The organism is Aliidiomarina celeris, assembly GCF_003316875.1.
Lineage (GTDB): Bacteria > Pseudomonadota > Gammaproteobacteria > Enterobacterales > Alteromonadaceae > Aliidiomarina > Aliidiomarina celeris.
Map to the genome: position 1 here is coordinate 1 of NZ_QMIL01000002.1, position 26319 is coordinate 26319.

The window sequence follows — 26319 nt, forward strand, 5'->3', positions numbered from 1 at the left end:
ATGCAAAGTTGCTTTCATACCCGTTAAGGCGAAAGCTGCTCAACTCATGAATTTTGGTTCTTACTTTTACGTAAGCACCTTCACTCAAAAGCTTCGCTAAAGTTGCCAACCGAAGTTGGTCTTTTTTGATGCCTTCTCGTGCAAGTGCCCACACAGATTACTTGGCTTGATATATTGTTAAAGAACGTTGCTTGGCTCAGTGGAGCTCGAAGCGAGGTGCGCATTCTACACACCTCATTTTTGTTGTCAACCGCTTTCGAAAAGTTTTTTCATTTTCCTAAGTTTGCGGCGACCGCTGAGCCCATTTACGAAAAGTTAACATCTTATTTTAAGACTTTAACTTGCTCTGGGGCCAGTAATGCTTATTTATAAAGAATAAATCTCTTAAGCTCTTACTTTTTCAGCCCTTCTGCAACTTCCCGTTAGAGGTTGTTGCGTCGAAGTGGGGCGCATTATAGCGATGCGGAGGATAACGGCAAGTGATTTTTTAAAGTTTTTTGCAGTTTTTTGCTTAACAGCGGAAAAAGCGTTCAATTGGTCGATTTTATAGGCAAAAGCTGGTGATAAACTGTGCTTTTGCTGCGCGAATTGCGACAATGGCCTTTCAGTTGAGTTTTAAACAAAGAGAGAAAGAGGTGCTGCAATGAATACAGGTCGTTCCTTCCGAGGTGTTTTCCCAACGCTTGGTGACCAAGTTTTCGTAGATCCGTCGGCGGTGATTGTTGGCGACATCCATATTGGCGACGACAGTAGTATTTGGCCACTCGTTGCCGCAAGAGGGGACGTAAATCATATTCGTATTGGCAAACGGACGAACATTCAAGACGGCTGTATTCTGCATGTCACCCGTACTAGCTTTGATGACCCTGAAGGTTATCCACTTATAATAGGCGATGATGTGACACTAGGGCATCAGGTTATGCTACATGGCTGTACATTAGGAAACCGTATTTTGGTGGGGATGTCTGCCGTTGTTATGGACGGTGCCGTGGTAGAAGACGACGTGATTATTGGCGCCGGGTCTTTAGTGCCTCCGGGGAAACGACTCGAAAGCGGCTTTCTCTATGTAGGAAGCCCGGTTAAAAAGGCGCGGACGCTAACAGAAGAAGAAACTGCATTTCTCCCTAAGTCGGCAGAAAACTACGTACGTTTGAAAAACGAGTATTTAAACGAGCCCAGTTAATGAAAGTTGCGCGAGGCTATACGGTCGAGCGGTAGACGGTCCGTATAGTCTTTAAGGCGGCCTGCTACAACGTGCACTATATCGCCGTGTTTTTCTAAGGTTCCCCGTACCATAAGCAAACGCGCATGCAGCCACTCCTTGCGCTGCTTACGACCAACGTCTTGCCAGAGCACAACATTCACGTTACCGGTGTCGTCTTCTAAAGTAAGGAAGGTAACGCCTTTGCTTGTGCCTGGCCGCTGCCGCCCTGTAACCAGCCCAAGTACGGTAACAATTTGGCCATGACGTAATCCTGCTAAGCTTTCGGCACGTTTATGTTGAGGCAATTGCTTATGCTTATGTAGATAGTTTCTTAATAATGCTACAGGGTGATCGCCTAAGGTTAACCCCATTGCCTGATAATCTTCTCGCATATTGTCGAGGGGATGCGGGGCGCTAAATGCGAGTTGTGACGACTCGGTAACTGCTAATAGAGGTAACTGTTCACCTAAACTCTCCATTTCCCAACGGGCCTGATAGCGGTGCCCCGCAATTGCCGCAAATGCATTAGCACTGGCAAGGTTTGCCATTGTGGAGCTCGGTAACTGAAGGGCTTTAATTGCGCTCATACTCGCAAACCCCTCCGCTGGCCTATGCTGAAGTAAGCGTGCGACAACCTTTGGCTCTAAACCTTTCACGAGCCGAAAGCCGAGTTGAATTTCAGGCCCATTGCTACCAGTCACCAACCTGTGGTCCCATTCACTCGCGTTCACACACACCGCGTGAACCCTTAAATTATGCCGGCGGGCATCTTGAATTAACTGAGATGGTGAATAGAAGCCCATTGGTAAACTGTTAAGTAAACCTACGTAAAACGCGGCCGGGAAATGGTATTTTAGCCAAGCAGACGCATAGGCTAAAATGGCAAAGCTTGCGGCATGTGACTCTGGAAAACCATATTCTCCGAACCCTTTTATTTGCGCATAGAGCCGTTCTGCAAATGACTCTGAATATCCTCTGGCTAACATGCCTTGTATAAGTTTGTAGCGAAAAGGCTCTAATTGTCCGTGACTTTTCCACGCGGCCATTGCCCGCCGCAATTGGTCCGCTTCTCCACCGCTAAAGCCAGCAGCAACCATAGCCAGCTTAATCACTTGCTCCTGAAATATGGGCACCCCAAGCGTTCGCTTTAATACGTCAGCTACGGCGTCGCTTGGATAGTCTACCGGCTCTAGCCCGTCTCGACGGCGCAAATAGGGATGCACCATGTCGCCTTGAATAGGGCCTGGGCGCACAATAGCAATTTGCACGACAAGGTCGTAGAAAGTTTTGGGTTTGAGCCGAGGCAACATATTCATTTGCGCTCGTGACTCAATTTGGAAAAGCCCTACAGAGTCGGCTTGTTGCAGCATCTGATAAACAAGCGGATCTTCCTGTGGAATATTCTCTAGGCGATAATTCTGCTGATAAAACTCAGGCAATAGCGCTAAGCTTTTTCGTAATGCGGTGAGCATCCCAAGCGCCAGCACATCCACTTTAAGTAAACAAAGGGCTTCTAAGTCGTCTTTGTCCCACTGAATAACGGTTCGTTCTTTCATTGCCGCATTCTCGACCGGAACCAGTTCAGAAAGCGGCCCTGCTGAAATAACAAAGCCCCCCACATGTTGCGATAAATGCCGAGGTGTTCCAAGTAGTGCCTGCGTGAGTTTAATGAGTGCATGGCCGCGCGGGTGCTTTAACACGCCAAGACTTTCGAGTTGCTGTTGCCAACCTTCTTCGCGATCTCGCCTATCTAGCCTTGCTAGCAATTCTGCCAATAGGCCTTGTGAGAATCCGAGCGCTTTTCCTACGTCACGAAGCGCACTTCGCAACCGGTAAGTAATAACGGTAGCGGCCAGCGCTGCGCGCTCCCGACCGTATTTTTGATAAATATACTGAATAACTTCTTCGCGGCGCTCATGCTCAAAATCAACGTCAATGTCGGGCGGCTCGTTACGCTCTTTAGAAATAAAGCGCTCAAACAATAGCTGGGATTGGGCCGGATTCACTGCCGTAATGCCCAAACAATAACAAACTGCGGAATTCGCGGCCGAACCTCTACCTTGATGCAATATCCCTTGCTCTCGTGCAAAGCTGACAATGTCGTGAATAGTGAGAAAAAAATGTGCGTACCCCAACTCGCGCACGAGTGTAAGCTCCCGCTCCAATTGCTCAGCTACCGCTTTTGGTACTCCGTTGGGGTAACGACGCTGCGCGCCCTCGCGCGTAAGCATACCAAGCCATTGGTCTGGTGTTTTGCCCGGCGGAACAACTTCAGCTGGGTATTCATAACGAAGGCTCTGCGGATCAAAAGTACATAAATTGGCTATGGCGTTACTTTGCTGAAGTAATTCCAATTCATAAAACTCTTCCAATTCGGTAGTGCTTAATAAACAGCCTGTATGACTACGCTCAGCTCGATAACCTAGCTCCTCAACACGGCAACCTGCTTGAATGGCATGCATAACTTCGAGTAAATCCGCGCTTTCAGGCTCGCATTGCGTACACATTGAACAACTGACAAGCGGCCAATTAAATTTATGACTTAGAGTCATTAAATACTTAAGGCGGAGAAAGTCGTTGTCTTGTAACGCTCTGGCGTAACCAATCCAAGCTCGACCACTATAAACCTGCTGCAGCTGCATAAAAAGAGACTCAGCGTTTTCCGACAGAGGAGCAACAGGAGGTAGCCAAACACACAGGCACTCAGATGTATTGAACTGAATTAAGTCGTTAACTGTAAACTGGTAACTTCCCTTGTTTGCCGCCCGCCGACAACAACTAATCAAGGCGCATAATTGACCGTACCCAGTGCGGTTTTTTGCATACAACAAAAACCGACCCTGATCAGCTGAACGAAATTCCGCACCAACAAGTAAATGGATACCTCTAGACTTTGCTGCTTGCCAAGCTTTTACCATGCCTGCAACTGAACACTCGTCGGTTATTGCTATAGCGCGGTACCCAAGATCAGCCGCTTTGTTTATAAGTTCGGCAGGCACATTCGTTGACTGCAAAAAAGTATAATGAGTGAAACAATGGAGCGCGGTGTAAGCCATTAGCTAAACCACCCATGTAACCACCATTGTTGTTGTGCATAGCAATAGAAAATCCAACCATGCCGGCCACTTAAGTGAATAGCGTGATAGTAGTCGCGTTCGTAAGACGCCCGCCCACCAAACCACCAGGGCACTCGAATACGTTCTGGGCCTTGTATTAATTGCCATTCGGAAAGCACAGCACGTTGAGGGTCTTGGCATAGCCAAGGCGGGCGATAAGTCAAACTTGGTGCGCCACTTGGCTGCCCGCAAGCTACCTCCTGCCACGCCAATTCCGGTAGCCAATGCTCTGCGCTGGCCAAACCCTTTACTCGGCTTTCACCGAGCCTCAACTTTAGCTGATTTAAAACTTGTAGCAGAGGAACCGCCGACTTTTGTGTTCCACCCCATAACTGCTGAGCGTGCTCTTCCGCAGGTTGCAAACCTTTCGCTTGAACACTGAGTTCAAGCACCGGATCAGCAAGCTTCACTGCGCTCGCTTTTAATTGGCAAAGCGCAAATATTTCATTGGCTTTGCTCGCACCATGCGGCATTCCCACATAAATGGTGGTGGTTTCGGCTTCTCGATAATACAAACGCAGTGTAAGTTGAGTAGCCACGCATTTACGGTGGCGTAGAAAAAGCTCAAGTTCTTTTAGCGCTCGCTTTAGGGCAAATTGAAGGCCTTGCCATTGCTTCACTTCGGCCGGTAAAACAAGCTTCTGATAAAACAAAGAAGGGGGTTGATACGGCTCCAACCGAAGCTGTTGATGCCCCTCAAGCTGTGCCAGTAGTTCAACTAATGACCGCCCGAGCTTTTGCCCTAACTCGGCGCGTGAATAGCGCTGCAAGTCGGCTAACGTACTCAAGCCTAGGCGCTTTACTTTTTCCAAGAGTACGGGCTCGAAACCAAGCTGCTCAACTTTAACTAGCGACAATTTGTCTACCGCATTACGCGCTAAAAGCCGAGCAGCGGCAGGAGCACTATGTTGCGCGATACGATATTCACTTTGCCAAACCTTCATACTGCTTGCTAATACTTGCTGCCAGTCGTGCTCATTTAGATAAACTCGACGCATTGGCTGCAGGTTCAGCCATAAGCCGTCGGGTCGGTCGAGGTAAATGTCCGAGAAATGCTGGTATAGATAGGTACAGAGCTGTTGCAGCAGGCGTTTTTGCTCTAATGCATTCCATATTTTTGGCTGCAACTGTTCTTCCAGTAGCCAAGCTCTAGCCAACGGCATGCCCTCGCTTAGCCCCGCACGCTTCGCCAAGGCGTTGAGCTGTACAAGCGGTTGCAGCCTATTTTGCTCTTGATAAAGCACAAAGGGGCGGTTTGCTAGCTCTGGAGCCAGCGCTTGTAAGCGATCAAGTTGCAACTGCGGTAAATACAAATAAAGCCACTGCATAAACAGCCTAATGCGATTTCCAGAACGGCATGCGCGGTAAGTGAATGGTAGTGGGCCACCCCCCTGAACGCTTGAGAACCTGCACTTCCTGTTGTTTGGCGTTCAACCGAAGGCGTGTGGTGTACGCGCGCGCCTCTGCACTCTGCTCAGGGCTGATCACCACCGCGAAAGCGCCACTTTGCTGTACCGCCAAATGAAGCCGCCGACATGCTGCTGCTGTTAAATGGCCTTGCCAAAGTAATACCATGCCTGCCGAGCCTGACATCAAAACCTGCTCTACCGCCCATAGCGCGTCTGCCTCACTTTGCGGTTGCAGCAATATGTGTTGGCTATGGGGTTGTTGTGGAAAAGCTAACCCAGGCATAAATGGCAAAGCCGGCGGCGACACCCAAAATACTGGGCGCTTTTCGTGTGCACAAAAGGCTAAGGCGGAGCGCAGCAGAGCAAGTTCACCGGAAAAGGGTTGAGCCAATTGAATTTCATGTAACCGCTGCCATTGCCAACCACCATGCAAACATTCGTCGAGCGCCGCAACACCTGTTGAAACTGTTGCCTGTTGCAAATCCTGTTCAACAGGATGAACGCCTTGCCATACCTTTCCTTGCGCCATAAACCGCTCTAATTTTTGCTGAGCGCTTTGGCGATCTTGCTGTTGTTCTAAACGCGCGCGAACACTGGCCATAACTACACCTCTAGGCGTTTTTCAACTTTGCATTCGTTCAGGTAGGGAAGACAAAAAACGCCAACAACTGTAAATTTGTACAGTGTATTTTAGGCGCTTCGTATTGAAGATCAAGAGCATTAGGCGATTTGCTGAAGAATAGGTATCATAGCTGTATTAAAACAACGCTTAAGGTTATGAATTTAATGCTCCGCTACTTACCTGCGCCGTTTAAAATAGTGATTAACTTTTGTTGGGCTGCACTTTCTACTGCTGTTATTGGTTTATTGGTTATTCTTGTTGGCCTATTTAAGCTCATATTGCCGTTTCCCCCTGTTCGCCGTTTTATTTCAAAACTTGCGAACGGGTTATTTCGCATGTGGGCTTATTCCATGTCGTTTTTATTTAGCCTCACCCACACCACAAAATGGGAAATTGCCGGCGACTTTCCAGACGACCGCAATGGTTGGTACATGATTTTATGCAACCACATGAGTTGGATTGATATTCCAGTGCTTATGCACCTTTCTCGCAAACAATTACCCATGCCGCGTTTCTTTTTGAAGCAACAGCTGTTTTGGGTTCCTATTGTGGGCTTGGGGTGTTGGGTGCTCGATATGCCATTTATGAAGCGTTACAGCAAAGAGCAAATTGCAAAGAACCCTGCATTACAAGGGAAGGATATTGAAACCACCCGAGAAAAGTGTGAAAAATTCCGCGACATTCCCACTACCGTCATCAATTTTTGTGAGGGAACACGATTTACACCGCAAAAGCATCAACAGAAGAAGAGTCCGTTCAAGCACCTGTTACCACCGAAAGCCGGTGGCACCTCGTTTACGCTGCAGGCCATGGGGAATCAGTTTCAGGAAGTGCTCGACATCACTTTAATTTACCCCGACGCAACACCGGGTAAGTCTATTGTTCTTGAGCTATTGGCAGGAAAACTAAAACGTATTTATGTTTACATTGACCGGATACCAGTAACCAACGACTTACGCGGCGACTATTTCAACGACGACGCATTCCGCGAGCACTTTCAAGAATGGCTCAACAGCCGCTGGCAGTTAAAAGACGAGCGTATTGCCGCTCGCCTTAACGACTAACTACTTTGGTTCGTGGGCAAGCGCAACTCTTTTAAGTCTGTTCCGCTTGGGTGTTGGTAAACGCGTAATCCAAATTCCTGCACAATGGCAAAAAGATGATCGAATATGTCGGACTGTATACCTTCATATTCGGCCCAAGCAGTGGTGTTTGTGAAGGCATAAACCTGCAGTGGCAATCCGTCTGGGGTGGGGCTGAGTTGGCGTACCATCTTCATCATGTCGCGGTGAATACCCGGGTGACTCTCTAAATAACGCTGCACATATGCACGGAACGTACCCACATTGGTGATACGGCGGGTATTTACCGGCTCTTTGCCTTCGTCTTTAAGTTGTTCATTCCAGTCGTCTATTTCGTGCTGTTTTTCTTTCAAGTAATCGCGCAGCAAGCGAAAACGCTTAAATTTTTCAATTTCTTCGGCACTTAAAAAGCGAATGCTCTGTTGGTCGAGCATGAGGTTGCGCATAATTCTGCGCCCTCCAGACTCTTGCATGCCACGCCAGTTCTTAAAACCGTTGGTGATAAACCGCCGCGTGGGGATCATGGTAATGGTGCGATCCCAGTTTTGAACTTTCACCGTATGCAGCGCAATATCAATTACGTCACCGTCAGCATTGGCGTCGGGCATTTCCACCCAGTCGCCCACCCGCACAATGTCGTTCGAAGAAATTTGCATGCTAGCCACCAACGACAACAATGTGTCTTGGAACACGAGCATAAGTACCGCCGCCATTGCGCCTAAGCCCGACAGCAGAATAAGCGGTGAACGGTCAATTAGCGTTGCAATAATAAGAATGGTAGCAACAACATACACAAAGATTTTGACAACTTGCACGTAGCCTTTTATTGGCTTTCGCGACGCGTCTGGGCGGCGCTCATAACGTACGTTAATCAGTGTAAGTACGCCATTTAACGAGAGCGCGACAGTAAGGATAATAAATGCGTTCGTAACATTCTGAATAATAGTGACCAGAATGTCGGGAATATGGGGAACTAAACTGGCACCAAAATAGAACACCAAAGCCGGCAGAATATTGGCAAAGCGAGCCACAATGGTGGACTTCAATATTTGTTGGTCTTGGTCGTGCGATAAGGTGCGAATTAGGCTAAAGAGGGCACGCAATAGCAACTGTTTGAGTACAAAGTTACTTAGCCCAGCGACCAATAGCAGCACAAGCAAACCTGTTCCTAGGGCAAGTTGCGGATACTGATCAAGCCACGCTAAGCTGTTTTCCCAAACCGTTACTAATGCGTCCATTGCGTGTGCTCTTATGCGTCTTTGTTCAAGAGGTACTTGGCAAGCTCAAAGTAATGCTCAAAGAACTGATTACCGCTGTCGCGAAAACCTTGCTGTAACATACGGTATTTGCCGTTCACAATGTAAGTGGGCGTGCCACGCACATTAAACTGGCTTGCGGCACTACGCATACGATTACTCAAGCTACGTGCTGGGAAGCTGCCATAAGCCTGATCAAAACGTGCAGCTTCAATGCCAGCTTGCTCAAAAATAGCTTTCAAGTCGTTTAACGAGTTGCTGTTTTGGCGGCGCACAAAGTGCTGGTGGAAAATACGATCTTTTACTTCTTTTTCAACACCCAAGATTTGCGCTACAGCCCACGCGCGTACAATCACTTCGCTCATGTCGCGCGGTGCAATAAAGTCTACTTGATAGGCTTTATACGTGTCACCAAATTCGTTTTCTAGCATTTGGCTAAACGGGCGGAACTGGTAGCACGCATTACAATAGAACGAAAAGAAGTCGATAATTTCAGGGCTTTCTGTAGCCGTTTCTGAAATTACTTCATAGTGCACACCTTCACGAAAATCCATTGCTTGCGATTGCACAGAAAAAAAGCTAACCGCTGCCACTAAGGCAAGTACATACTTCTTCATAATTAAGAGTCCATAGTGTTGAGTAACATGTTCATTGGCATTATGCCCACGATGTTAGTACGGCTGCAACTTCAAGGGCGGTTCATCGAGCGCAGAGAGCTGCTCTTTCAACGCCAAAATTTGCTGTTCCCAGTAGCGTTCTTCTGCAAACCAACTAAAGCTTCTTGAAAACGCAGGGTCTACCCACCGCCGCGCTAGCCAAGCCATATATTGAATGATACGGAAAGTACGCAAAGGTTCAATTAACCGCAGCTCAAAAGTGTCAAACTCTGTAAATTCTTCGTAAGCTTCTAATAAAGTGGTGAGCTGCTGTTGTTGTTGCAGGCGATCGCCGCTAAGCATCATCCACATATCTTGCACCGCCGGTCCTTGCCGGCAGTCGTCAAGATCGACAAGAGTAAGTCCGTCGTCACGAATCAGTAAGTTACCAACGTGGCAATCACCATGCAGGCGAATAGTGTTCATTTTTTCCCATGGCACCCGCTTTAAACGATCGCTCACAGGCTCAATAATAGCTTGGAACGCGGTTTTTAAACCGGTAGGGAGTAATGGGCACTGCAATAATTCTTGGCGAGCGTCGTCGATAACTGCCGTCGACACTAACGCTGGGCGGTGAACAAAGGGTTTTGCACGGCCAACTTGGTGTATGCGCCCGAGCTGACGCCCAAACTCTTCGAGCTGATCCAGGTTATCAGCTTCTAACGCGCGACCTCCAACACTTGGAAATAAGGTGAACCGATAGCCACCGTATTCCAAAATGGAGCGACCATCAAAGCGCAACGGAGCCACTACAGGAATATCGTGCTCAGCTAACTCGTCGAGAAAGTCATGCTCTTCTTGAATTTGTGCGGTTGACCAGCGCTCAGGCCGATAAAACTTTACGACATAGCGTTTTCGGTCGTCGTCGAGAAACTGATACACCCGATTTTCGTAGCTATTGAGCGCCAGCAAACCAGAGGCAGGAAACACCCCGACTTGTTCTATTGCGTCTAGAATGGTGTCGGGGGTTAATGTTTGAAAACCAAAATCTGCCAATCGCGCTCCCTTTGTGCCTTACTGATAGATAAAGTTAGTGTTTACTCGCTGTTTAATGCGGGTATCGTCTGTCGCCTGTATGTCGAAATGAATCTCTAACAAAGGGCTGCTTAAGTAATAAGGGTCTACAGCAATACTCACTGGAATGAGCGCCGACTCTCCGCCTTGTAACCTGAGCTCTTGCGGGCCAATCCAACGAATAGTGTCAATGCCTTCTGCACCAACACTAAAGGTGTAATGATGCTCAACTTGCGCTTTATTAATGACCCGCAAGGTGTACACATTTTCAATAAAGCCTTCCTGATTCTCACGGTACAGCGTATTGCGGTCACGTGTTACGTCGAACTCAAGAGGCACGCGCACCATAATGTTAATCACTAACAACACCGTGAGTGCAATAAGCGCCGCACCGTAACCCACACTTTTGAAGCGGAATACTTTGGTGCGTTTGCCTTCCAGCTGGTGCTCAGTTGTGAAACTGATCAGCTTTTTCGGGTAATTCATTTTCGCCATTACATCATCGCAGGCGTCAACACAGGCGCCACAGTTAATACATTCATACTGTAAACCGTTGCGAATATCGATCCCCGTTGGGCACACCTGCACACAGAGTTGGCAGTCGATACAATGGCCTAAATTCTCTTCTTCTAAGTTAGCCTTACGTTTACGCGGCCCGCGAGGTTCCCCGCGTTTTGCGTCGTAGGCAACGATAAAGGTGTCTTTGTCGAACATCGCCGACTGAAAGCGTGCATAAGGGCACATATGGGTGCACATAATTTCACGCATCCAACCGGCATTACCGTAGGTTGCAAAAGTAAAGAACAACACACTACCGGTTGCCCAAGCACTGCTTTGCAAGACAAAAAATTCGGCGAAAAGCGTGCGGATATCGGTGAAATAGCCAACAAACGTCATGGCTGTGAGTAACGCAATAACTATCCAAATAATATGCTTGGAAGCCTTGCGCATAAACTTGTCGGCGTCCATTTTACGCTGATCCAGCTTCATGCGTTGGTGCCGACTCCCTTCAACTTTGCGCTCCACCCACATGAAAATAAAGGTCCAAGCCGTTTGCGGGCACGTAAAGCCACACCAAACACGGCCGTACAGCGTGGTTACCAAAAACAAAGCAAACGCGGCGATCATGAAAATCCACGCCAAAATGGTTAGATCTTGTGGCCACAAGGTCATACCAAAAATGCGAAAGCGTTGATCCAAAATATTGAACAGAATGGCTTGCTCACCATTCCAGGTCAGCCATGGCAACAAGGCAAACACAGCCATTAATAGGAAGCCTAAGCTGCGCCTGAAAGTTTCCACTCGCCCCTTCACCTCGCGCACATAAATATGGCTACGGGGCGAATAGTTGTTGTCGCCTTTACTCGGCTCTGGCCGTTGAATATTTACCGGCGTTGTCGAAGGCTTCGGACGTGCGGGTTGTACCTCAATATTTTGTTCCATGCTGCTACCACTGACAGACCTCACAGATGCTGCCCATTATACGCCCGAAGCCGCGAATTCATAGGATCAGGATCAAATCAACACGCTTTTTCTAATACACAGTCGAGTAATAGGTTTGCGCCCATCTCCACATGGTGCCAATGGCTCCATTCGTCGGGTGCATGGCTAACACCGTTCACGGACGGAATGAAAATCAGCCCTGCATCGGTAATATCAGCAAAAAACTGAACGTCGTGGCCCGCGCCACTCGGCATTCGTTGATAACTCCACCCACGCGCTTTTGCTTTTTTCTCCATTAAGTCAATGATACTCGGAGTACAGTAACTTGGACCGAGCCAACTCACTTGGTCGTATTCAAAGTGCAACCGATGCCGCCGCGCAATAGCACGCAGGGTGCGCTCACAAGCTTCGGCGAGTTCCTCCATTACCTGCTCGCTCATATCGCGCCCTACAATGGTAAAAATTGCTTCGCCGGGAACCGTGTGCGGGTAGCCGGGTTTCAGCTCTACTTTACCTACCGTAATGCGGCTTTTATCGGTCCCGTCTTCGTCGATAATACGCTGAATTTCATGGGCAAAGTCGGCGAGCCCCATAAAGGCATCGCTGCGCATATTCATGGGCGCTGTCCCAGCATGGTCGGCCTTACCTTTCAAATGAACAATCCATTTGAACACGCCTGAAATACCTTCTACCACGCCCAAAGGAATACCTTCCGTGTCGAGTACTGGCCCTTGTTCAATATGTAGCTCTAAATAGGCTTTCATTTTTTCTTTTGGCCATGCGGCATCGAGTGCAGCCATAGGGTCGAGCCCTTGCTCGCGCATGGCATCGGCTAAATAAATACCGTCTGCGTCGTGGGCCGACAAAATCCATTCTGGCGTTAAACCGCCGACAACTGCCTGCACACCAAACATTCCACCAAAACGACCTTCTTCTTCCGCGGTGCCGAGTACACGCAAGGGGTGCTTGAGTTCAAGGTTATGCTCTTTTACCGTGCGTAAAATTTCAAACCCCGCCATAACCCCCAAACTACCGTCGAAAATACCACCGGCAGGGACCGAGTCTAAATGGGAGCCGACCACCACAGCGGGCTGATCAAGTTCACCTAAACCCAGCCAAACATTGCCCGCGCCGTCCATTTCCGAGAAAAAGCCTTCTTGCTCGGCTTGCGCCATTAACCAACGGCGCGCCTCCATATCGGCATGGGTAAATCCGGAGCGATAAATACCTTTGTCGTTCGGGTTAAAACCAATGTTAGAGAGTTCGAGTAAACTGGCTTTCAAGCGCGGTAAATTTATTTGAAGGGGGTTCGTTTCTGACATGCATACTCCACTATTGCAAACAAAAGCTATTCCTTTAGCCTAGTTCACAACGCGAGCACTGCAAGTTAAATGCTACACGGGGGCGCCGAGATCAAGCACCGCTGTGGCAATTGAAAAATACACCATAACGCCCGTGGCGTCGGCTATCGTCGTAACCAAAGGAGTACTCGCCGTTGCCGGATCCCAACCTAGTTTTTTCAGTAAAAATGGCAACAACAGGCCCACCATACTACCAATCATAACAATACACAGCATGCTTAAACTCACCACAAAAGCTACGTCTGGTGCCCGAAACGCGGATACCACAATAACGGCCAAGCCCATGGTAATACCGAGCGCAAGCGACACCAGCAGCTCCTTACCAAACAGCTTAATACCGTCGCCAGGACCAATGTCGCCGGTTGCGATAGCACGAATAATCAACGTGGCACTTTGCGACCCGGAGTTGCCTCCACTGGCAATAAGCAGCGGCAAAAAGAAGAGCAACGCACCGTAAGCCATAATGGTGTCTTCGTAATAGGCGATGGCGGCACCCGAAAAAATATTCACAAACACCAGTAAAATGAGCCAGTTGATACGCTTTTGGTAAAGCACGCGCGGCGACGCGTCGCGTAAACTTACTTCAAGCTTCCCTACAGTTGCCGATTTGTGCATGGTGTCGGTGTCTTCTTCTTCCACAACGTCCATCGCGTCATCGAAGGTCACCATGCCCACCAAGAGGTTGTCTTCGCCAATCACCGGAATTGCAATTAAGTCGTAGCGGCTAATAATTCGAGCGGCTTCTGACTGCGGCATGTCGGGTGTGAGTGTTACTACATCTTTCACCATAATGTCTTCAATGAGGTCGTCGGGCGCAGCCGTTATTAAGTCGCGCAACGATACTACACCATGCAATTTATGCTGGCTGTCCACCACGTAGGTTTGGTAAATCGTTTCTTTCTCCGGCGCACTTTGGCGCAGGCGCCGCAACGCGGTTTCTACGGTTCCACCCACGGGAATTACAGCGTAGTCGGAGGTCATCACCGACCCCACAGAACCTTCTTCAAAGCTTGCCAAGCGCAACAGGTCGTCGCGCTCTTTCTTGGCTAACCGGCGCATGAGCGCGTCTTGAAGCTTTACGTCGAGCATGGCATAAACGTCGGCGCGTTCGTCCGACGACATGTCGCGAATTAGTTTTGCCAGCACGCCAACTTCCATGTGGGTAGCGAGCTCTTGCTGGTTATTGGGGCGTAAATAGCCAAACACGTCGGCTTGTTGCTCCGCCGACATTTTTTCCATTAGCGTAAGTGCGCTATACACCTCAAAATGGTCGTCAATATACTCGGCAATATCAGCCGACGGCATATCATTCAGCGTCGCACGAAGGGCGTCGTCATCGCCTTGTTCAATAAGGTCAATGAGATGTTCGTATGATTCTACTATCGCCATGACGATGTCTCCTTGGTCATGCTACTTTCGCGCGACGGTGCTAAAAAGGCCAACACAGCTCAGTTAGGGGTAAGTTGGAACCACGAGCTGCGCAGCATATTCTCGCTCAAATGCCTGGCTCAGTAACGAGCTAAATGCACCATTATTACGGTAAACAAAAACGGCCGCAATGTCGCGCTCGTTTGCTAATTGGTAGCCAAACTCCTCACCCAATACTAACAAAGCAGTGGCCCACGCGTCGGCTTCAGTTGCGTTGTCCATAATCACGTGGACCGCAGCAAGCTTGTGCGTAATCGGCTTGCCTGTTCGCGGTGAAATGGTGTGAGAGTAGCGCACGCCGTTTTCTTCAAAGTAGTTGCGGTAGTCACCCGACCCCAACATGGCCACATTATGCACCGGCAAAATTTGCTGCGCTATTTGTTGCCGATCAGTGGGTACTTCAATACCAATTCGCCAATGCCGTGCTTTGTCTACTGGCCCAGGATTACGCATACCAGCAGCACGCAAGTCGCCACCAATATTCACCAGAAAGTTTTCAATTCCTTGTGATTGTAAGTACCCACTTACTTGGTCTACCGCAAAGCCTTTCGCAATACCAGAAAGGTCTATAAAAATGTCGGCATGGCGAGTTACGGTACGGTTCGCTTCATCGAGCACTATATAGCGGTAGCCCACTTGCGCAAGCCGTTCTTCAATAAGTTCTGCGGGCGGCGCTTTGGTAATCCGCCCTTCCGGGCCAAAACCCCATAAATTCACCAAACCACCCACGGTGGTGTCGAACGCGCCACCCGAGTATTCAGAAACCTGCTGTGCAACCTGCAACACATAAAAAAGCTCCTCTGGCACCACCACCGGCTCACCAACAACACCGTTATTCACCGCCATTAAAACTGAGTCTTGGCGGTAGGTGCTCATTTGCTGATCCACTTTATTTAGCTCTGCAGTAATGCCTTCGCTGAGCTGCTCCGCGTCATAATGCTCTGACGCGGCAATACTTACCTCGTAGAAGGTGCCGAAAATTTGCCCACGTAGTGTTTCAGGCGGCGCGTCTGCGCGCTGGCAGGCCACCAACAATAACGAACAAATAACCACAAAAAACCATTGTTTCATGCGCGCTGCACCTTCCTAAAGAGTGTTACCAAACCACCGCCAAGAGCAAAAGACCGAGAATAATTCTGTAAATAACAAAAGGCTGCATGCCAATTCGGCGAATAAAGGCTAAAAAGTAGTGAATGCACGCGTAGGTACTCACTACCGCCACTACAAAGCCAACCAACAGCGTTCCCCAGCTGGTGGTGGTGCCTTTTTGCACTAACTCTAGGGTATAGAGTAAGCCAGCGGCAGCAATAACCGGAATCGACAACAAAAATGAGAAACGTGCCGCCGCTTCTCGCGACATGCCCAAAAACAGCGCAGCCGTCATGGTAATTCCCGAACGCGACGTGCCGGGAATTAGCGCTAATGCTTGGGCAAAGCCAATAATCAACACATCTTTTAAGGTCAGTGAATATTCGTCGCGCGTGCCGCGCCCTTTCCAGTCGGCTATACCCAGTAAAATACCAAATACAATTAATGCCGCGGCCATTACCGCCACACTCCGCCATTCATTTTCGGCTAGATCTTTAAACAGAATACCCAACGCGCCGGCAGGAATGGTGCCAATAATAATCCACCATCCCAACTTTGAGTCTTTCGTATGCCCTTTGCCAGCTAACGATCCGGTCCAGTCGCGTAACATGGCAAAAATTTCTTGGCGAAAATAAAACACCACGGCAACCAAGGAGCCGGCGTGTAAAATCACGTCGAAGTCGAGGCCTTGGTAAATGTCGCCCAACCAAGCCCCCGCTAACACCAAGTGGGCCTGACTCGACACCGGCAAAAACTCCGTTATCCCTTGCACGAGCGCCAATACAATAGCGGTGATATAGTCCATAAGCACGCCCTAAAGCTGTTGAAAAAAAGAACAAAAAATAGGGCGCAAAGTGTAACAGAAAGCAGCCTTTCAAGCCCAGCAGTTAAGTATGGCTAGGCTTAAAAAAAAGCCCATCATTGGGGGAATGATGGGCCAAACGTTACGGTGTTTGAGGAACAACCGCTCCCAGGGGGGAACTTGGGGGGAAGTGTATCCCCCTGAGATGAACCTATTATGACAGCGCGCGCGCTGTTTTTGCTGCGTTCAATACAGCAGCCAACTTAATCGATGTTTGAATGCCTTGCGCCGACACTCCGTGTTTCACCAACACGTTTACGTGGGAGTCGATACACATGCCACAGCCATTCAAGGCCGATACCGCCAAGGAATAGAGCTCAAAGTCAGCTTTATCCACACCAGGGTTGGCCATGCCATTCATGCGCAAACCGGCAGGCATTTTTGCAAATTGCTTGTCGCTACTTAAATGCAAAAAGCGATAGTAAATATTATTCATTGCCATGAGGGTCGCTGCGAGCTTTGCTGCGCTAAACACATTGCTCTCTACCTTTCCTTGCGCTTCGGCTTCTACTGCAGCTGTGAGCTCGCTGTCGTTCATGGCATAAACCAGCGAAAGCGCGGTGCCGTAAAATTGGTCGGCTGTTAAACCCGAGGAATCCACGTTCCCAAATAGGTTCGACAAGTTAAGCTTGGTGTCTTTGCCGTGGTCACCCAAAAGTTGTTTGTAATCTGCGATTGTCATGGTGTCTCCAAAACTAAAAAGCGGGCATTTTCGTTCAGGGCAGCGCTGCCACCCCGAACGCATTTCTAGCCATCGTTAAATTACAAAGTGTCGCCGCCTACAGGGCGGTTACAAGGGCACAACTCGTCGGTTTGCAAGCCGTCAAGAATGCGCAGCACTTCCGCTGGGTTCCGGCCTACATTCAGCGCATTCACAGAAACGTGCTGAATAACGTTGTGCGGGTCAACAATGAAGGTAGCGCGCAATGCTACGTTTTCTGCTTTGTCACGAACGCCCAAACCGTCTACTAATGCACCCGAGGTATCGGCAAATGAGTATTGGTTCAAACCGTTTAAGTCTGGGTGTTCACGACGCCATGCTAATTTCACAAATTCGTTGTCGGTGCTACCACCAAGAACAACTGCGTCGCGGTCTGCAAACTCTTCGTTTAGCTTGGCAAACTCAACAATTTCAGTAGGGCACACGAAAGTGAAGTCTTTCGGGTAAAAGAAAATTACCTTCCATTTCCCTTCAAAGCTGTCTTGGGTAATGGTTTCAAACGCGCTTACGCCGTTTTCTTCAGGTTGGTTAAAGCCTGGCTTTGCGGCTACTACAGAAAATTCAGGTAACTTATCACCGATTGTTAACATAGGTACTTCGTCTCCAAAATAAAAAAATCATAAGGCGTCGTCATTGACGAAGGGCATGATAGAGCAACGGCGAATTAGACAAAAACGAATAAACCGGATTACACTAATCGAATATTCGAATTAGCATATTGAAGGAATCGATGAGCAAGTTACCGAGCCTGAAAAACCTAACCTATTTAATTGCACTGCATCAGCATCAAAATTTTAACCGAGCTGCGCAGGCCAGTTTTGTTAGCCAATCCACTTTGAGTAGTGGTATTCAAAACCTCGAAGAGCAGCTAGGTTGTCAGCTGATCGAGCGCGACCATAAGTCATTTCTTTTTACCGCAATGGGTGAAGAAATAGTGGAACGTTCGCGAGAAATATTGGCGCAAACGGAAGAGCTGGTTAATTACGCACAAAGCCAGGGCAATATTATGGAAGGCCCGTTACGTATTGGCTGTATTCCTACCATTGGCCCTTTTTTACTCGGCCCATTAAGCTGTAAGCTGCGTAGTTTATACCCTAAATTAGAACTCAATATTCGCGAAGACACCACCCAACAGCTTTTAGGTTTACTACGCGACGGTGAACTCGACATGCTCATTTTAGCCCTACCTGTTGACCTCCAAGGCAATCACCAGTGGGTGGTAGGGAAAGATCCGTTTAAATTTGTGGTGCACCCAAGTTTAATTGACCCAGAGCACCCCTTTCCGCGTTACGACATGTTGCCCGACCGAAGTATTTTCTTGCTCGAGCGTGAGCACTGCATGTCGAACCACGCCGTAACGGCTTGCCGCCTTGGCAATACCAAAAAAATCAATCCGTTCACGGCGTCGAGCATTCACAGTTTGGTGCAAATGGCTGAAGCACTGGAAGGTGCAACGTTCATGCCGCAAATGGCAATTGAGCAAGGCATTCTAGACAACCGTAACTTACTGAGTATGGACCCAACAGACGGCGAGGCCTACCGTGAAATTGGCGTTGTGTTTCGCCCCACCACCAGCCGTCGGCAAACCTTCAGAAAAGTAGCCGAAGTGGTGGCGGACTTACTGCCCGTGCGAACCTTAGCCTAACCATTGGTCGCACTCAAAGTGAGATTTACCGCACCTTTACAATCGAAATGCAGGAAAAAGCCGTAGTTTTTGTAGCACAAAGAGCAAGGTTCTGTGCAGTCAAACGGAAATGCCAAAACGAAGAGAGGAATTATGAAATTAGCGACCTTAAGAACACCGCTCGCAATCGCAGCGTTGTTGGCTGGCAGTTCAGCCTTTGTTACCGCGCAAGCAAACACTGACATTTCCACGCGCTGGGCCAACATTACCGTTGAAACCGTAGCCGATGGCTTGGTTCGCCCATGGGGCATTGAGTTTTTACCCGACGGCCGTATGCTTGTAACTGAACTACCCGGTCGTATTCGTATTGTGGGTGCAGATGGCAGCGTAGGCGAACCACTTACGGGCTTACCCGACATTACCGTACGCAACCAAGGCGGCTTGCTCGATGTGCTACTCGCACCCGATTTTGAACAAAACCAACGCATTTATCTAAGCTACTCGGAACCGCAGTCGGCGGGCAGCACTATTACCAGCACCGCCGTAGCCTATGCCACGTTAAGTGACACAGCACTTACCGATTTTACCCGGGTATTTAGTGGCGAGCCAAAAGTAGAGGGCGGCCGGCATTACGGCGGGCGCATGACCTTTAGTGCCGACAACCGCTATCTGTTTGTGGGGCTAGGTGACAGAGGACATCAAATGATGCAGTCGCAAGAGCTCGATAGCCACACCGGCACGCTGATTCGCATACTGCCAAATGGCTCTATTCCTAGCGACAACCCATTTGTGAATAATCCGAACGCGCAACCGGAAATATGGTCTTATGGCCACCGCAACATTCAAGGTCTCGATATTGAGCCAAGCACAGGGAAAGTTTGGGCCGTAGAGCATGGCCCCCAAGGCGGTGACGAACTTAATCAGCCTCAGCCGGAGAAGAATTATGGTTGGCCCGTAATTACCTACGGTGAAGAATACGGCGGCGGAGAACTACGCACGTCGCAAGGTATTAAGCAAGAAGGTCTCGAGCAGCCGATTTGGCACTGGACGCCGTCTATTGCGGTGTCTGGCATGACTTTTTATACCGGGGAGCATATTCCCCAGTGGCAAGGCAATATTCTCGCCGGCGCATTGCGCGGGCAAGAAATAGCTCGGCTTGAAGTTCATGAGGGCAGAGTGATTCACTACGAAGCCATTCCAATGGAATATCGTGTTCGGGAAGTCACACAAGGCCCGGACGGTCATATTTATGTACTTACAGACGAGCGTGAGAACGCGAAAATTTTACGCCTCCGTGCAACGACCAAAAGCCAATGAAGTCGACTAAACATATAGCGAGGCTCGCCCCCAGTGCGAGCCTTTTTATTGCCGTGCAAATAGCCTTGTACGGAGCCATTACGCCAAGTGCTTATGCGCAAATAGAAGAGCAGGGCAACAACAGCTCGATGGAGCGGATTGTCATTACCGCCACTCGAACTGCACGACCTTGGCTGCAAACACCCGCCAGTGTTGAAAGTATTGAGGTGTACGACCAACTGCCCGGCCAACGCACCGATGCCGCCGAGCTACTCGCTGGCATTTCCGGCGTGCAGGTCGATACCCGATACAACTTTGCCCAAGACACCCGTATTACTCTACGTGGCTTTGGTGCTCGCGCTGCTTTTGGTGTGCGCGGAGTACGCATGCGCCTCGACGGTATTCCGCTGTCGATGCCCGATGGGCAAGGGCAAACCTCCAGTATTTTGCTCAATGAGCCTTATCGCGTAGAAGTGTTACGCGGCCCTTTTGCGGCTATTTATGGCAATGCCTCAGGCGGTGTTATTGACTTTCAAAGCGAGCGCCCCTTGGTTTCTAATTTCGAAGCCGGCGTGAGTACCGGCAGCGCCAACCGCGCTAGCGAGCACTTACGTGGCGTGTATGTGAACGATACGCACACCGTGTCTCTCGACTACGTCGACTTTTCCACCAACGGCGATCGCCCGCATAGCAGTGCCGAACGCACGCAGCATGCGCTGCGCTGGTACTGGAATATAAACCCAAACTGGCAGAGCATACTTCGGATCGACAACAACCGCGCTCCCAATGTACAAGACCCGTCGGCCTTGAGCCCAGCCGCATGGCGGGAAAACCCTAATCAGGTTGTTCCGCAGGTGGAAACCTTTAACACCCGAAAAACAACAAAACATGATCAAGTGTCACTTACCTTGCGCGGTCAACTGAACGCAAAAAGCCGCACTTTAATGTCGGCTTGGCAGGGCACAAGAAGCATTGAGCAATATCTTGCTTTTCCCGGATCTGATATTACTGCGTCTGGCGGTGTCGTTGACTTAGAGCGCTCATTTTCCGGTTTTTCTGCGCTGTATAGCTTAGAACCTTTCACGGCTATTCCTTGGCAACTCACGGCGGCTATTGATGTTGAAAAACAGGAAGACAAGCGCCGTGGTTTTGTAAATGAGCGCGGCGTTGCAGGTGACTTGCGCCGCGACGAAACAGGCCACGTTGATAGCCTCGACTTTTCGTTGATTAGTGACTGGCAAGCTAATGACAAATGGGCGGTCGTGGCCGGAGTGCGCGCGAGCAATATCGACTTTGACGTAGCTGACCGCTTTATTGTACCGCCAAACAGCGACAATGCAGGCAACCCCGACGACAGTGGCCAAGTCGAGTTTTCGGAGCAGTCGTGGAGCCTTGGTCTGAACTACACCATTCGTCCAACAGCGAGCCTATTCGCCAGCGTTGGCGAGGGTTTTGAAACGCCTACATTAACGGAAATGGCCTATCAGAATGAAGGCTCAGGGCTCAACACCAGCTTACAAACCAGTGCCGTTCGCCAATTCGACATGGGCTTAAAAGGCCTTACCGAACGCGCTCGTTGGCTCACGTCGTTATTTTACATAGAAAGCTCCAACGACCTTATTGTTGATCAGAGTATCGACGGCCGCACCACCTACCGCAACGCTGCAAAAACAGAGCGTTATGGACTCGAAGCCAGTTTTAACTATGTATTTAGTGACCAGTGGTCGTTACGCTCAAGTGCAACCCTAATGCGCGCGGTATTCGCAGGCAGCACAGCCGAACAAGGCAACATGCTCCCTGGTTTAGCGCGCGAGCAGATATTTAATCAACTTGAATATCGCCCATATGGAACCGAATCGTGGCGGCTGAAGTTGCAGCAAAACTATCGCTCACGCATTGCTATTAACGACAACAACAGTGATTTTGCGCCAAGTGCCACTGTTTGGTCTTTTTCAAGCGAGTGGGATTATCGATCGGCCGACATGCCGCGGTGGCAAGTGCAACCTTGGTTTCGCATCGACAATATCTCCGACAAACGTTACGTAGGATCGGTGGTGGTGAACCAAGGCAATGGTCGCGCATTTGAACCTGCACCTGGGCGCATTTGGTTACTTGGCGTTACGCTTCGTTATCGCTAACTTTACTCAGCTTCCTCATTAGCAAGCCAACGATATAAGGTGCGGCGGGTAACGCCTAAAATATCCGCTGCACGCCGTTTATTGCCGCCCACTTCGCGGAGCACATAACGAACATGCTCGCGCTGCACGTCACTGAGCGAGCGTAACGGTGCCGATACTGCTGGCGCTCCCTGAACCTCCTCGTGTTCATTTACACTGCGCATACGCTCGGGTAAATGGTCCACGTCAATCACGTTGCCCTCGCAAAAGGTTACCGCCCGCTCTACCGCATTTTGCAGTTCCCTTACATTGCCTGGAAATGGATAACGGTAAATTGTGTCCATTGCTGCTGGTGAAAAGCTTAAATTACGGCCCAGCAGGTCCTGATGCTGAGCGAGAAAATGTTGCGCGAGCAGCTCTCTGTCGTCGCCACGCTCTCGCAATAGTCCCAATCTCGCCTTTTGTGCGCCAGTAAAAGCGCCCGAAGCATGTCCGAAAAATTCACTTTCCATCAGCTCCGACGGTATACCCGCACAATTCACTGCTAAAAATGGTGCTTGCGAACGGCTACTTTCGGCGTGAATGGCCCGTTAGTGCATCATTCTTTCCGTAATTTCGCCTGAACTGGAAAAAGAGCAGGTCAAAGTTTATCCTTGCTGGCGCACTTGCGTTAACCGATTTAAATCATCATAAAAGAAGGTTTCATCGAACGTGGCTATGCCACTGCCGGATAACGCCGGTAACCGATGCAAGTTATCGCTGCGGCTACGTAAATTGCCTAACCCATCAAAGCTATAATCTAAGGCTTGCACGCCACCGCTGGTGGTTATGCTTTCAACCAACCTTGTGCGCGCATCATAACTGCGCCAATGCGTTAGGCCATTGCCGGCCAAGCTCTCGGTTGCATTGCCGTAGGCATCAAAGTGCTGGAAAGCGCCTGCCCAAAACTGACTGACCGTTTGTGTTTGGCTATTACCTTGGTAACTCAATTCAATATACCACCCAGCGACATAAACTCAGGCTGGCCGGGCTCCGGTACCTCTGCGGGCATACGAAAAGGAGCCGCAACCACAAACGGTTTTGGTGTAAGCGACTGTGGCTCTGGCGCGCGCATGAAAGCAACAGCCTATTCGTAGGAATCAGAAAGTGGTGTTTTCACCGCGCTCTTTGCTTTTCCCCTAGCCGACAATTCGTTATTATCACCAAGAACCTTTTTTCAGCGCTGTGCATTGCGTTACTGCGCATTAAAATAATAACGAGGCAAATTCATGCGACACCTACTTCTTGGTGCGTCAGCAATGGCGCTCGCCGTAGCCTGTAGCCCGGCGCAAGAGTCAGCGGCCGAGCGGCTCGTAGACTCCGACGGCATTGTTGATTACCACTTTAGCGACACCTATCGAGCTCACCTTGAAACCCTTTCGTCTGATGAATTTGAAGGGCGGGCGCCTGCAACGCGGGGGGAGGAGCTCACCATCAGCTACATTACCGATATTTTTCGTAATTTGGGTATTCAGTCATTCACCAATGAGAACTATACCCAGCCAGTGCCTTTGGTACGCATTGCGCCCACCCGAGTGACCGATATGACGCTCACGCACAACGGCGAAACCAGCACCTTTGAATACCGTTCAGAAATGACCGGCTGGACCAACCGTGTGGTCGATAGCGTGAGTGTTGAAAACAGTGAAATGGTGTTTGTCGGCTACGGTATTGTGGCCCCGGAGTTCGGCTGGAACGACTACGAAGGGCTAGATGTAGAAGGTAAAACCGTGGTGATGTTTGTAAACGACCCAGGCTACGCTACACAAGACCCAGGGCTGTTTAACGGTAATGCCATGACCTATTATGGGCGCTGGACCTACAAGTTTGAGGAAGCTGCCCGCCAAGGCGCAACCGGCGCTATTGTAATTCATGAAACCGGCCCTGCGGGTTATGGTTGGGGTGTAGTTGCAGGCGGCTCGCCAGTGCGCTTTGTAATGAAAACCGAAAACCGCAATATGCACCGCACCGAGTTGGAAGGCTGGATTAACGCCGACAGTGCTAACAAACTTTTCGCCAATGTGGGCATGACCCTAGAGCAGGCGCATGAGCGCGCTTTAGCACCGGACTTCGCTCCCATTGCCTTGAATACGAGCTTGTCGATGCAAATTGAGAACGAGTTCCAAGACCTCAACACGCATAATATTGTTGGCTATATTGAAGGCTCCAAGTACCCAGAAGAACACGTGGTTTACATGGCGCACTGGGACCACCTTGGCGTTGACCCAATCAGCGGTGATATTTTCAACGGCGCGCAAGACAACGCAACGGGAACCGCTGCGATTTTGTCGATTGCTGAGAAGTTTGCTGCCGGCGAACAACCCGAACGTACTGTAGTGTTTGCCTTCGTTGGCGCAGAAGAGCGCGGCTTGCTCGGCTCTGCTTGGTATGGCGAAAATCCATTATTGCCCCTCGAGAAAACCGTAGCGGGCATAAACATTGATATGTTGTATGCACATGGTCCAACCCGCGACTTCGTGGTGGTGGGCTGGAATAATTCCAACATTCAAGATTTTGCCAAGCCTTATGTTGAAGCGCAGAACCGTTATTTAGCGCCCGAAACCAACCCCGAAGCCGGTATTTTTTACCGCTCAGATCACTTCAGCTTAGCCAAGCAAGGTGTACCGGTACTGTATGCAAAAGGCGGGGTTGATCACTTCTTGCTGGGAACCGAATACGGCCAGCGCGAAGCCTCCACTTTTATTGCTGAGCGCTACCATAAAGTAGGCGACAAGTTTAACCCGGAATGGGATTTACGCGGCATTCACCAAGATATGTTCATTTTCTATCAAGTAGGTGAAGAGCTCGCTAATAGCCGTGACTGGCCGCGCTGGGCAGAAGGCAATGAATTTGAAGCCTTACGCCTAGAAAGTGAAGCTGCTCGCCGCTAAGCAATTCGCTGTTCAGCACTATAAAAGAGCGGTGGTTATGCCACCGCTCTTCTTATTTCAGACACCCGCCAAAGCCTGTGATTAAGCGACCGAACCGACTCCAACGCACCGTTCGCCAACCAATCGGTTATTATCGGTGCTACGTCGGGCCACTCAATTCGTACCGCTTTGCTGTCTTCCAACCAGTCTTCAATAGCGCCCGGCGACAATTCAACCATACGGCTTCCCAGTTGCCGCTCAACCAAGCAACGCGCGTTTGCCATTTGTTCAAACTGACCATGTAAGGGCTTCACCAACAACTTTTTACCACGCGCTAAGGCTTCACTGCTGGTTTCAAAACCCGCGTTTGAAATCACGCCTGAAGCCTGTGCGAAATGTATCGGGAAGGTCGTACGCGAGGGCTTAAAACACTCTACGTTGCCAATTACACCGGGAACGGCATCCGGGTGGTACACCTTGAATTGATATTCTGGGAAGTGTTTAAACAGTTGTGTCACCTGTTCGATAGGCTCAAACGGCAAATACACCAGAACCTCTTGCCCACTTCCTGGCTGCACATGCTGAGCACCATGAATCAGGGGGGGGATCACGTGGTCGCCACTGTTTTGCCAGTGCATACCCAGAACCGTGTCACAGGGCGCAAATTGTTTCAACATGGCGCGGTTTAACGGGTTGATATGCACGTCGCTGAGAGACTTAAAGAAGGCATACTGACGACCCATGCCAATACAGCGCACGCCTTGCCGGCGCGCGGCCCAAGCCGTCACCGGTTCGAAATCTGTCACCACCAGATCGTAGGGCGACAAATCTAAACTGCGTACATCGTCCCAAAACTGTAACCACGGATTTTGGCTCAAAGTGTCAAATAAACTCACTCGCCCGTCACGCACTTGAAAACTTAAGCCGGCTCGCCATGCATAATTACCAAACGACTCCATGTCGAATAGCTTTTCCTGCGCGCGCCCTGAAACCAAATAATCAACCTCAACTCGCGAGTCTTTATTCAATACTTCAGCTAATGCATGGCAACGGCTTAAATGGCCATTTCCAGTACCTTGAATACCTACCAGTATTTTCATAGCGAGGTCC

23 protein-coding genes are annotated in these 26319 nt (G+C 49.6%); 6 read left to right on the forward strand and 17 right to left on the reverse strand.

Translation table 11 applies throughout. From position 1 onward, the window contains the following. Window positions 1-643: 643 nt before the first annotated feature. Window positions 644-1183 carry a gamma carbonic anhydrase family protein gene (locus DQW12_RS04225; protein WP_113906617.1) on the forward strand — a complete coding sequence of 180 codons (540 nt, stop codon included), beginning with the start codon at window positions 644-646 and terminating at the stop codon, window positions 1181-1183. On the opposite strand, the gene DQW12_RS04230 is transcribed toward DQW12_RS04225, so the two are convergent. The 3 genes from DQW12_RS04230 to DQW12_RS04240 are packed head-to-tail and all read right to left on the reverse strand — an operon-like array spanning window position 1180 to window position 6330. Further along, window positions 1180-4260 (reverse strand): error-prone DNA polymerase, encoded by a 3081-nt coding sequence (locus DQW12_RS04230; RefSeq protein ID WP_113906618.1) that lies wholly within the window; start codon window positions 4258-4260, stop codon window positions 1180-1182. The two genes, DQW12_RS04225 and DQW12_RS04230, sit on opposite strands and share 4 nt — an antisense overlap. After that, the gene (locus DQW12_RS04235) at window positions 4260-5648 is read right to left on the reverse strand and encodes a Y-family DNA polymerase (protein ID WP_113906619.1); all 1389 of its coding nucleotides are present in this window, start codon (window positions 5646-5648) and stop codon (window positions 4260-4262) included. The genes DQW12_RS04230 and DQW12_RS04235 overlap by 1 nt, the downstream gene beginning before the upstream one ends. A gap of 7 nt (window positions 5649-5655) precedes the next feature. After that, complete coding sequence (locus DQW12_RS04240) at window positions 5656-6330, reverse strand: ImuA family protein (RefSeq protein ID WP_113906620.1); 675 nt, start codon at window positions 6328-6330, stop codon at window positions 5656-5658. Between the two features lie 185 nt (window positions 6331-6515). On the opposite strand from DQW12_RS04240, the gene yihG reads away from it, so the two are divergent. Then, a complete protein-coding gene (gene yihG, locus DQW12_RS04245) occupies window positions 6516-7415 on the forward strand; it encodes a 1-acylglycerol-3-phosphate O-acyltransferase, YihG family (RefSeq protein WP_113907207.1) in 900 nt (299 codons plus the stop codon). On the opposite strand, the gene DQW12_RS04250 is transcribed toward yihG, so the two are convergent. From DQW12_RS04250 to DQW12_RS04295, 10 genes are all read right to left on the reverse strand, one after another. Further along, on the reverse strand, window positions 7412-8671 hold the full coding sequence (locus tag DQW12_RS04250; protein WP_113906621.1) for a mechanosensitive ion channel family protein: 1260 nt from the start codon (window positions 8669-8671) through the stop codon (window positions 7412-7414). The two genes, yihG and DQW12_RS04250, sit on opposite strands and share 4 nt — an antisense overlap. A gap of 11 nt (window positions 8672-8682) precedes the next feature. Then, entirely contained in the window at window positions 8683-9306 is a 624-nt protein-coding gene (locus DQW12_RS04255; RefSeq protein ID WP_113906622.1) for a thiol:disulfide interchange protein DsbA/DsbL, read from the reverse strand. Between the two features lie 54 nt (window positions 9307-9360). Then, window positions 9361-10341, reverse strand: coding sequence for a serine/threonine protein kinase (locus DQW12_RS04260; RefSeq protein WP_113906623.1), 981 nt, complete (start codon window positions 10339-10341; stop codon window positions 9361-9363). A gap of 18 nt (window positions 10342-10359) precedes the next feature. Further along, entirely contained in the window at window positions 10360-11802 is a 1443-nt protein-coding gene (gene ccoG, locus DQW12_RS04265) for a cytochrome c oxidase accessory protein CcoG (protein ID WP_113906624.1), read from the reverse strand. Window positions 11803-11879: 77 nt separating this feature from the next. Further along, window positions 11880-13124, reverse strand: coding sequence for a Zn-dependent hydrolase (locus tag DQW12_RS04270; protein WP_113906625.1), 1245 nt, complete (start codon window positions 13122-13124; stop codon window positions 11880-11882). A 72-nt stretch (window positions 13125-13196) separates the two neighbouring features. After that, window positions 13197-14552 carry a magnesium transporter gene (gene mgtE / locus DQW12_RS04275; protein ID WP_113906626.1) on the reverse strand — a complete coding sequence of 452 codons (1356 nt, stop codon included), beginning with the start codon at window positions 14550-14552 and terminating at the stop codon, window positions 13197-13199. Window positions 14553-14615: 63 nt separating this feature from the next. Further along, complete coding sequence (locus tag DQW12_RS04280) at window positions 14616-15662, reverse strand: FAD:protein FMN transferase (RefSeq protein ID WP_113906627.1); 1047 nt, start codon at window positions 15660-15662, stop codon at window positions 14616-14618. Between the two features lie 25 nt (window positions 15663-15687). Further along, window positions 15688-16485, reverse strand: coding sequence for an undecaprenyl-diphosphate phosphatase (locus DQW12_RS04285; RefSeq protein WP_113906628.1), 798 nt, complete (start codon window positions 16483-16485; stop codon window positions 15688-15690). A 211-nt stretch (window positions 16486-16696) separates the two neighbouring features. Beyond that, on the reverse strand, window positions 16697-17224 hold the full coding sequence (locus DQW12_RS04290; protein WP_113906629.1) for a carboxymuconolactone decarboxylase family protein: 528 nt from the start codon (window positions 17222-17224) through the stop codon (window positions 16697-16699). 80 nt (window positions 17225-17304) lie between these two features. Next, window positions 17305-17853 (reverse strand): peroxiredoxin, encoded by a 549-nt coding sequence (locus DQW12_RS04295; protein WP_113906630.1) that lies wholly within the window; start codon window positions 17851-17853, stop codon window positions 17305-17307. A 140-nt stretch (window positions 17854-17993) separates the two neighbouring features. On the opposite strand from DQW12_RS04295, the gene DQW12_RS04300 reads away from it, so the two are divergent. The 3 genes from DQW12_RS04300 to DQW12_RS04310 all read left to right on the forward strand — a co-directional run bounded on the left by DQW12_RS04300 (window position 17994) and on the right by DQW12_RS04310 (window position 22321). Then, window positions 17994-18908, forward strand: coding sequence for a hydrogen peroxide-inducible genes activator (locus tag DQW12_RS04300; RefSeq protein WP_113906631.1), 915 nt, complete (start codon window positions 17994-17996; stop codon window positions 18906-18908). A 132-nt stretch (window positions 18909-19040) separates the two neighbouring features. Continuing rightward, window positions 19041-20204: a PQQ-dependent sugar dehydrogenase gene (locus DQW12_RS04305; RefSeq protein ID WP_113906632.1), complete on the forward strand. Its 1164-nt coding sequence runs from the start codon at window positions 19041-19043 to the stop codon at window positions 20202-20204. Then, on the forward strand, window positions 20201-22321 hold the full coding sequence (locus tag DQW12_RS04310) for a TonB-dependent receptor family protein (RefSeq protein WP_113906633.1): 2121 nt from the start codon (window positions 20201-20203) through the stop codon (window positions 22319-22321). Before DQW12_RS04305 ends, DQW12_RS04310 begins: the two co-directional genes overlap by 4 nt. Window positions 22322-22323: 2 nt before the next feature. Here the strand turns inward: DQW12_RS04310 and DQW12_RS04315 are convergent, their stop codons facing one another. The 3 genes from DQW12_RS04315 to DQW12_RS13675 all read right to left on the reverse strand — a co-directional run bounded on the left by DQW12_RS04315 (window position 22324) and on the right by DQW12_RS13675 (window position 23414). Beyond that, the gene (locus DQW12_RS04315) at window positions 22324-22884 is read right to left on the reverse strand and encodes an AAA-type ATPase lid domain-containing protein (protein WP_198683923.1); all 561 of its coding nucleotides are present in this window, start codon (window positions 22882-22884) and stop codon (window positions 22324-22326) included. 63 nt (window positions 22885-22947) lie between these two features. Further along, a complete protein-coding gene (locus tag DQW12_RS04320; protein ID WP_113906634.1) occupies window positions 22948-23289 on the reverse strand; it encodes a hypothetical protein in 342 nt (113 codons plus the stop codon). After that, window positions 23286-23414 carry a hypothetical protein gene (locus DQW12_RS13675; RefSeq protein ID WP_269800922.1) on the reverse strand — a complete coding sequence of 43 codons (129 nt, stop codon included), beginning with the start codon at window positions 23412-23414 and terminating at the stop codon, window positions 23286-23288. The genes DQW12_RS04320 and DQW12_RS13675 overlap by 4 nt, the downstream gene beginning before the upstream one ends. A gap of 154 nt (window positions 23415-23568) precedes the next feature. Between DQW12_RS13675 and DQW12_RS04325 the strand changes: the two genes are divergently transcribed. Next, window positions 23569-25230 carry a M28 family metallopeptidase gene (locus DQW12_RS04325; protein WP_113906635.1) on the forward strand — a complete coding sequence of 554 codons (1662 nt, stop codon included), beginning with the start codon at window positions 23569-23571 and terminating at the stop codon, window positions 25228-25230. Window positions 25231-25265: 35 nt separating this feature from the next. Here DQW12_RS04325 and DQW12_RS04330 read toward each other — a convergent pair whose 3' ends face one another. Then, window positions 25266-26309, reverse strand: coding sequence for a glycosyltransferase family protein (locus DQW12_RS04330; protein ID WP_113906636.1), 1044 nt, complete (start codon window positions 26307-26309; stop codon window positions 25266-25268). Window positions 26310-26319: the final 10 nt, after the last annotated feature.

What these genes read in the sequence shown, in the direction of transcription:
- DQW12_RS04225 (WP_113906617.1), top strand. Translation starts at nt 644, where the DNA reads ATGAATACAGGTCGTTCCTTCCGAGGTGTTTTCCCAACGCTTGGTGAC.
- DQW12_RS04230 (WP_113906618.1), bottom strand. Translation starts at nt 4,260, where the DNA reads ATGGCTTACACCGCGCTCCATTGTTTCACTCATTATACTTTTTTGCAG.
- DQW12_RS04235 (WP_113906619.1), bottom strand. Translation starts at nt 5,648, where the DNA reads ATGCAGTGGCTTTATTTGTATTTACCGCAGTTGCAACTTGATCGCTTA.
- DQW12_RS04240 (WP_113906620.1), bottom strand. Translation starts at nt 6,330, where the DNA reads ATGGCCAGTGTTCGCGCGCGTTTAGAACAACAGCAAGATCGCCAAAGC.
- yihG (WP_113907207.1), top strand. Translation starts at nt 6,516, where the DNA reads ATGCTCCGCTACTTACCTGCGCCGTTTAAAATAGTGATTAACTTTTGT.
- DQW12_RS04250 (WP_113906621.1), bottom strand. Translation starts at nt 8,671, where the DNA reads ATGGACGCATTAGTAACGGTTTGGGAAAACAGCTTAGCGTGGCTTGAT.
- DQW12_RS04255 (WP_113906622.1), bottom strand. Translation starts at nt 9,306, where the DNA reads ATGAAGAAGTATGTACTTGCCTTAGTGGCAGCGGTTAGCTTTTTTTCT.
- ccoG (WP_113906624.1), bottom strand. Translation starts at nt 11,802, where the DNA reads ATGGAACAAAATATTGAGGTACAACCCGCACGTCCGAAGCCTTCGACA.
- DQW12_RS04270 (WP_113906625.1), bottom strand. Translation starts at nt 13,124, where the DNA reads ATGTCAGAAACGAACCCCCTTCAAATAAATTTACCGCGCTTGAAAGCC.
- mgtE (WP_113906626.1), bottom strand. Translation starts at nt 14,552, where the DNA reads ATGGCGATAGTAGAATCATACGAACATCTCATTGACCTTATTGAACAA.
- DQW12_RS04280 (WP_113906627.1), bottom strand. Translation starts at nt 15,662, where the DNA reads ATGAAACAATGGTTTTTTGTGGTTATTTGTTCGTTATTGTTGGTGGCC.
- DQW12_RS04285 (WP_113906628.1), bottom strand. Translation starts at nt 16,485, where the DNA reads ATGGACTATATCACCGCTATTGTATTGGCGCTCGTGCAAGGGATAACG.
- DQW12_RS04290 (WP_113906629.1), bottom strand. Translation starts at nt 17,224, where the DNA reads ATGACAATCGCAGATTACAAACAACTTTTGGGTGACCACGGCAAAGAC.
- DQW12_RS04295 (WP_113906630.1), bottom strand. Translation starts at nt 17,853, where the DNA reads ATGTTAACAATCGGTGATAAGTTACCTGAATTTTCTGTAGTAGCCGCA.
- DQW12_RS04300 (WP_113906631.1), top strand. Translation starts at nt 17,994, where the DNA reads ATGAGCAAGTTACCGAGCCTGAAAAACCTAACCTATTTAATTGCACTG.
- DQW12_RS04305 (WP_113906632.1), top strand. Translation starts at nt 19,041, where the DNA reads ATGAAATTAGCGACCTTAAGAACACCGCTCGCAATCGCAGCGTTGTTG.
- DQW12_RS04310 (WP_113906633.1), top strand. Translation starts at nt 20,201, where the DNA reads ATGAAGTCGACTAAACATATAGCGAGGCTCGCCCCCAGTGCGAGCCTT.
- DQW12_RS13675 (WP_269800922.1), bottom strand. Translation starts at nt 23,414, where the DNA reads ATGCGCGCGCCAGAGCCACAGTCGCTTACACCAAAACCGTTTGTGGTT.
- DQW12_RS04325 (WP_113906635.1), top strand. Translation starts at nt 23,569, where the DNA reads ATGCGACACCTACTTCTTGGTGCGTCAGCAATGGCGCTCGCCGTAGCC.
- DQW12_RS04330 (WP_113906636.1), bottom strand. Translation starts at nt 26,309, where the DNA reads ATGAAAATACTGGTAGGTATTCAAGGTACTGGAAATGGCCATTTAAGC.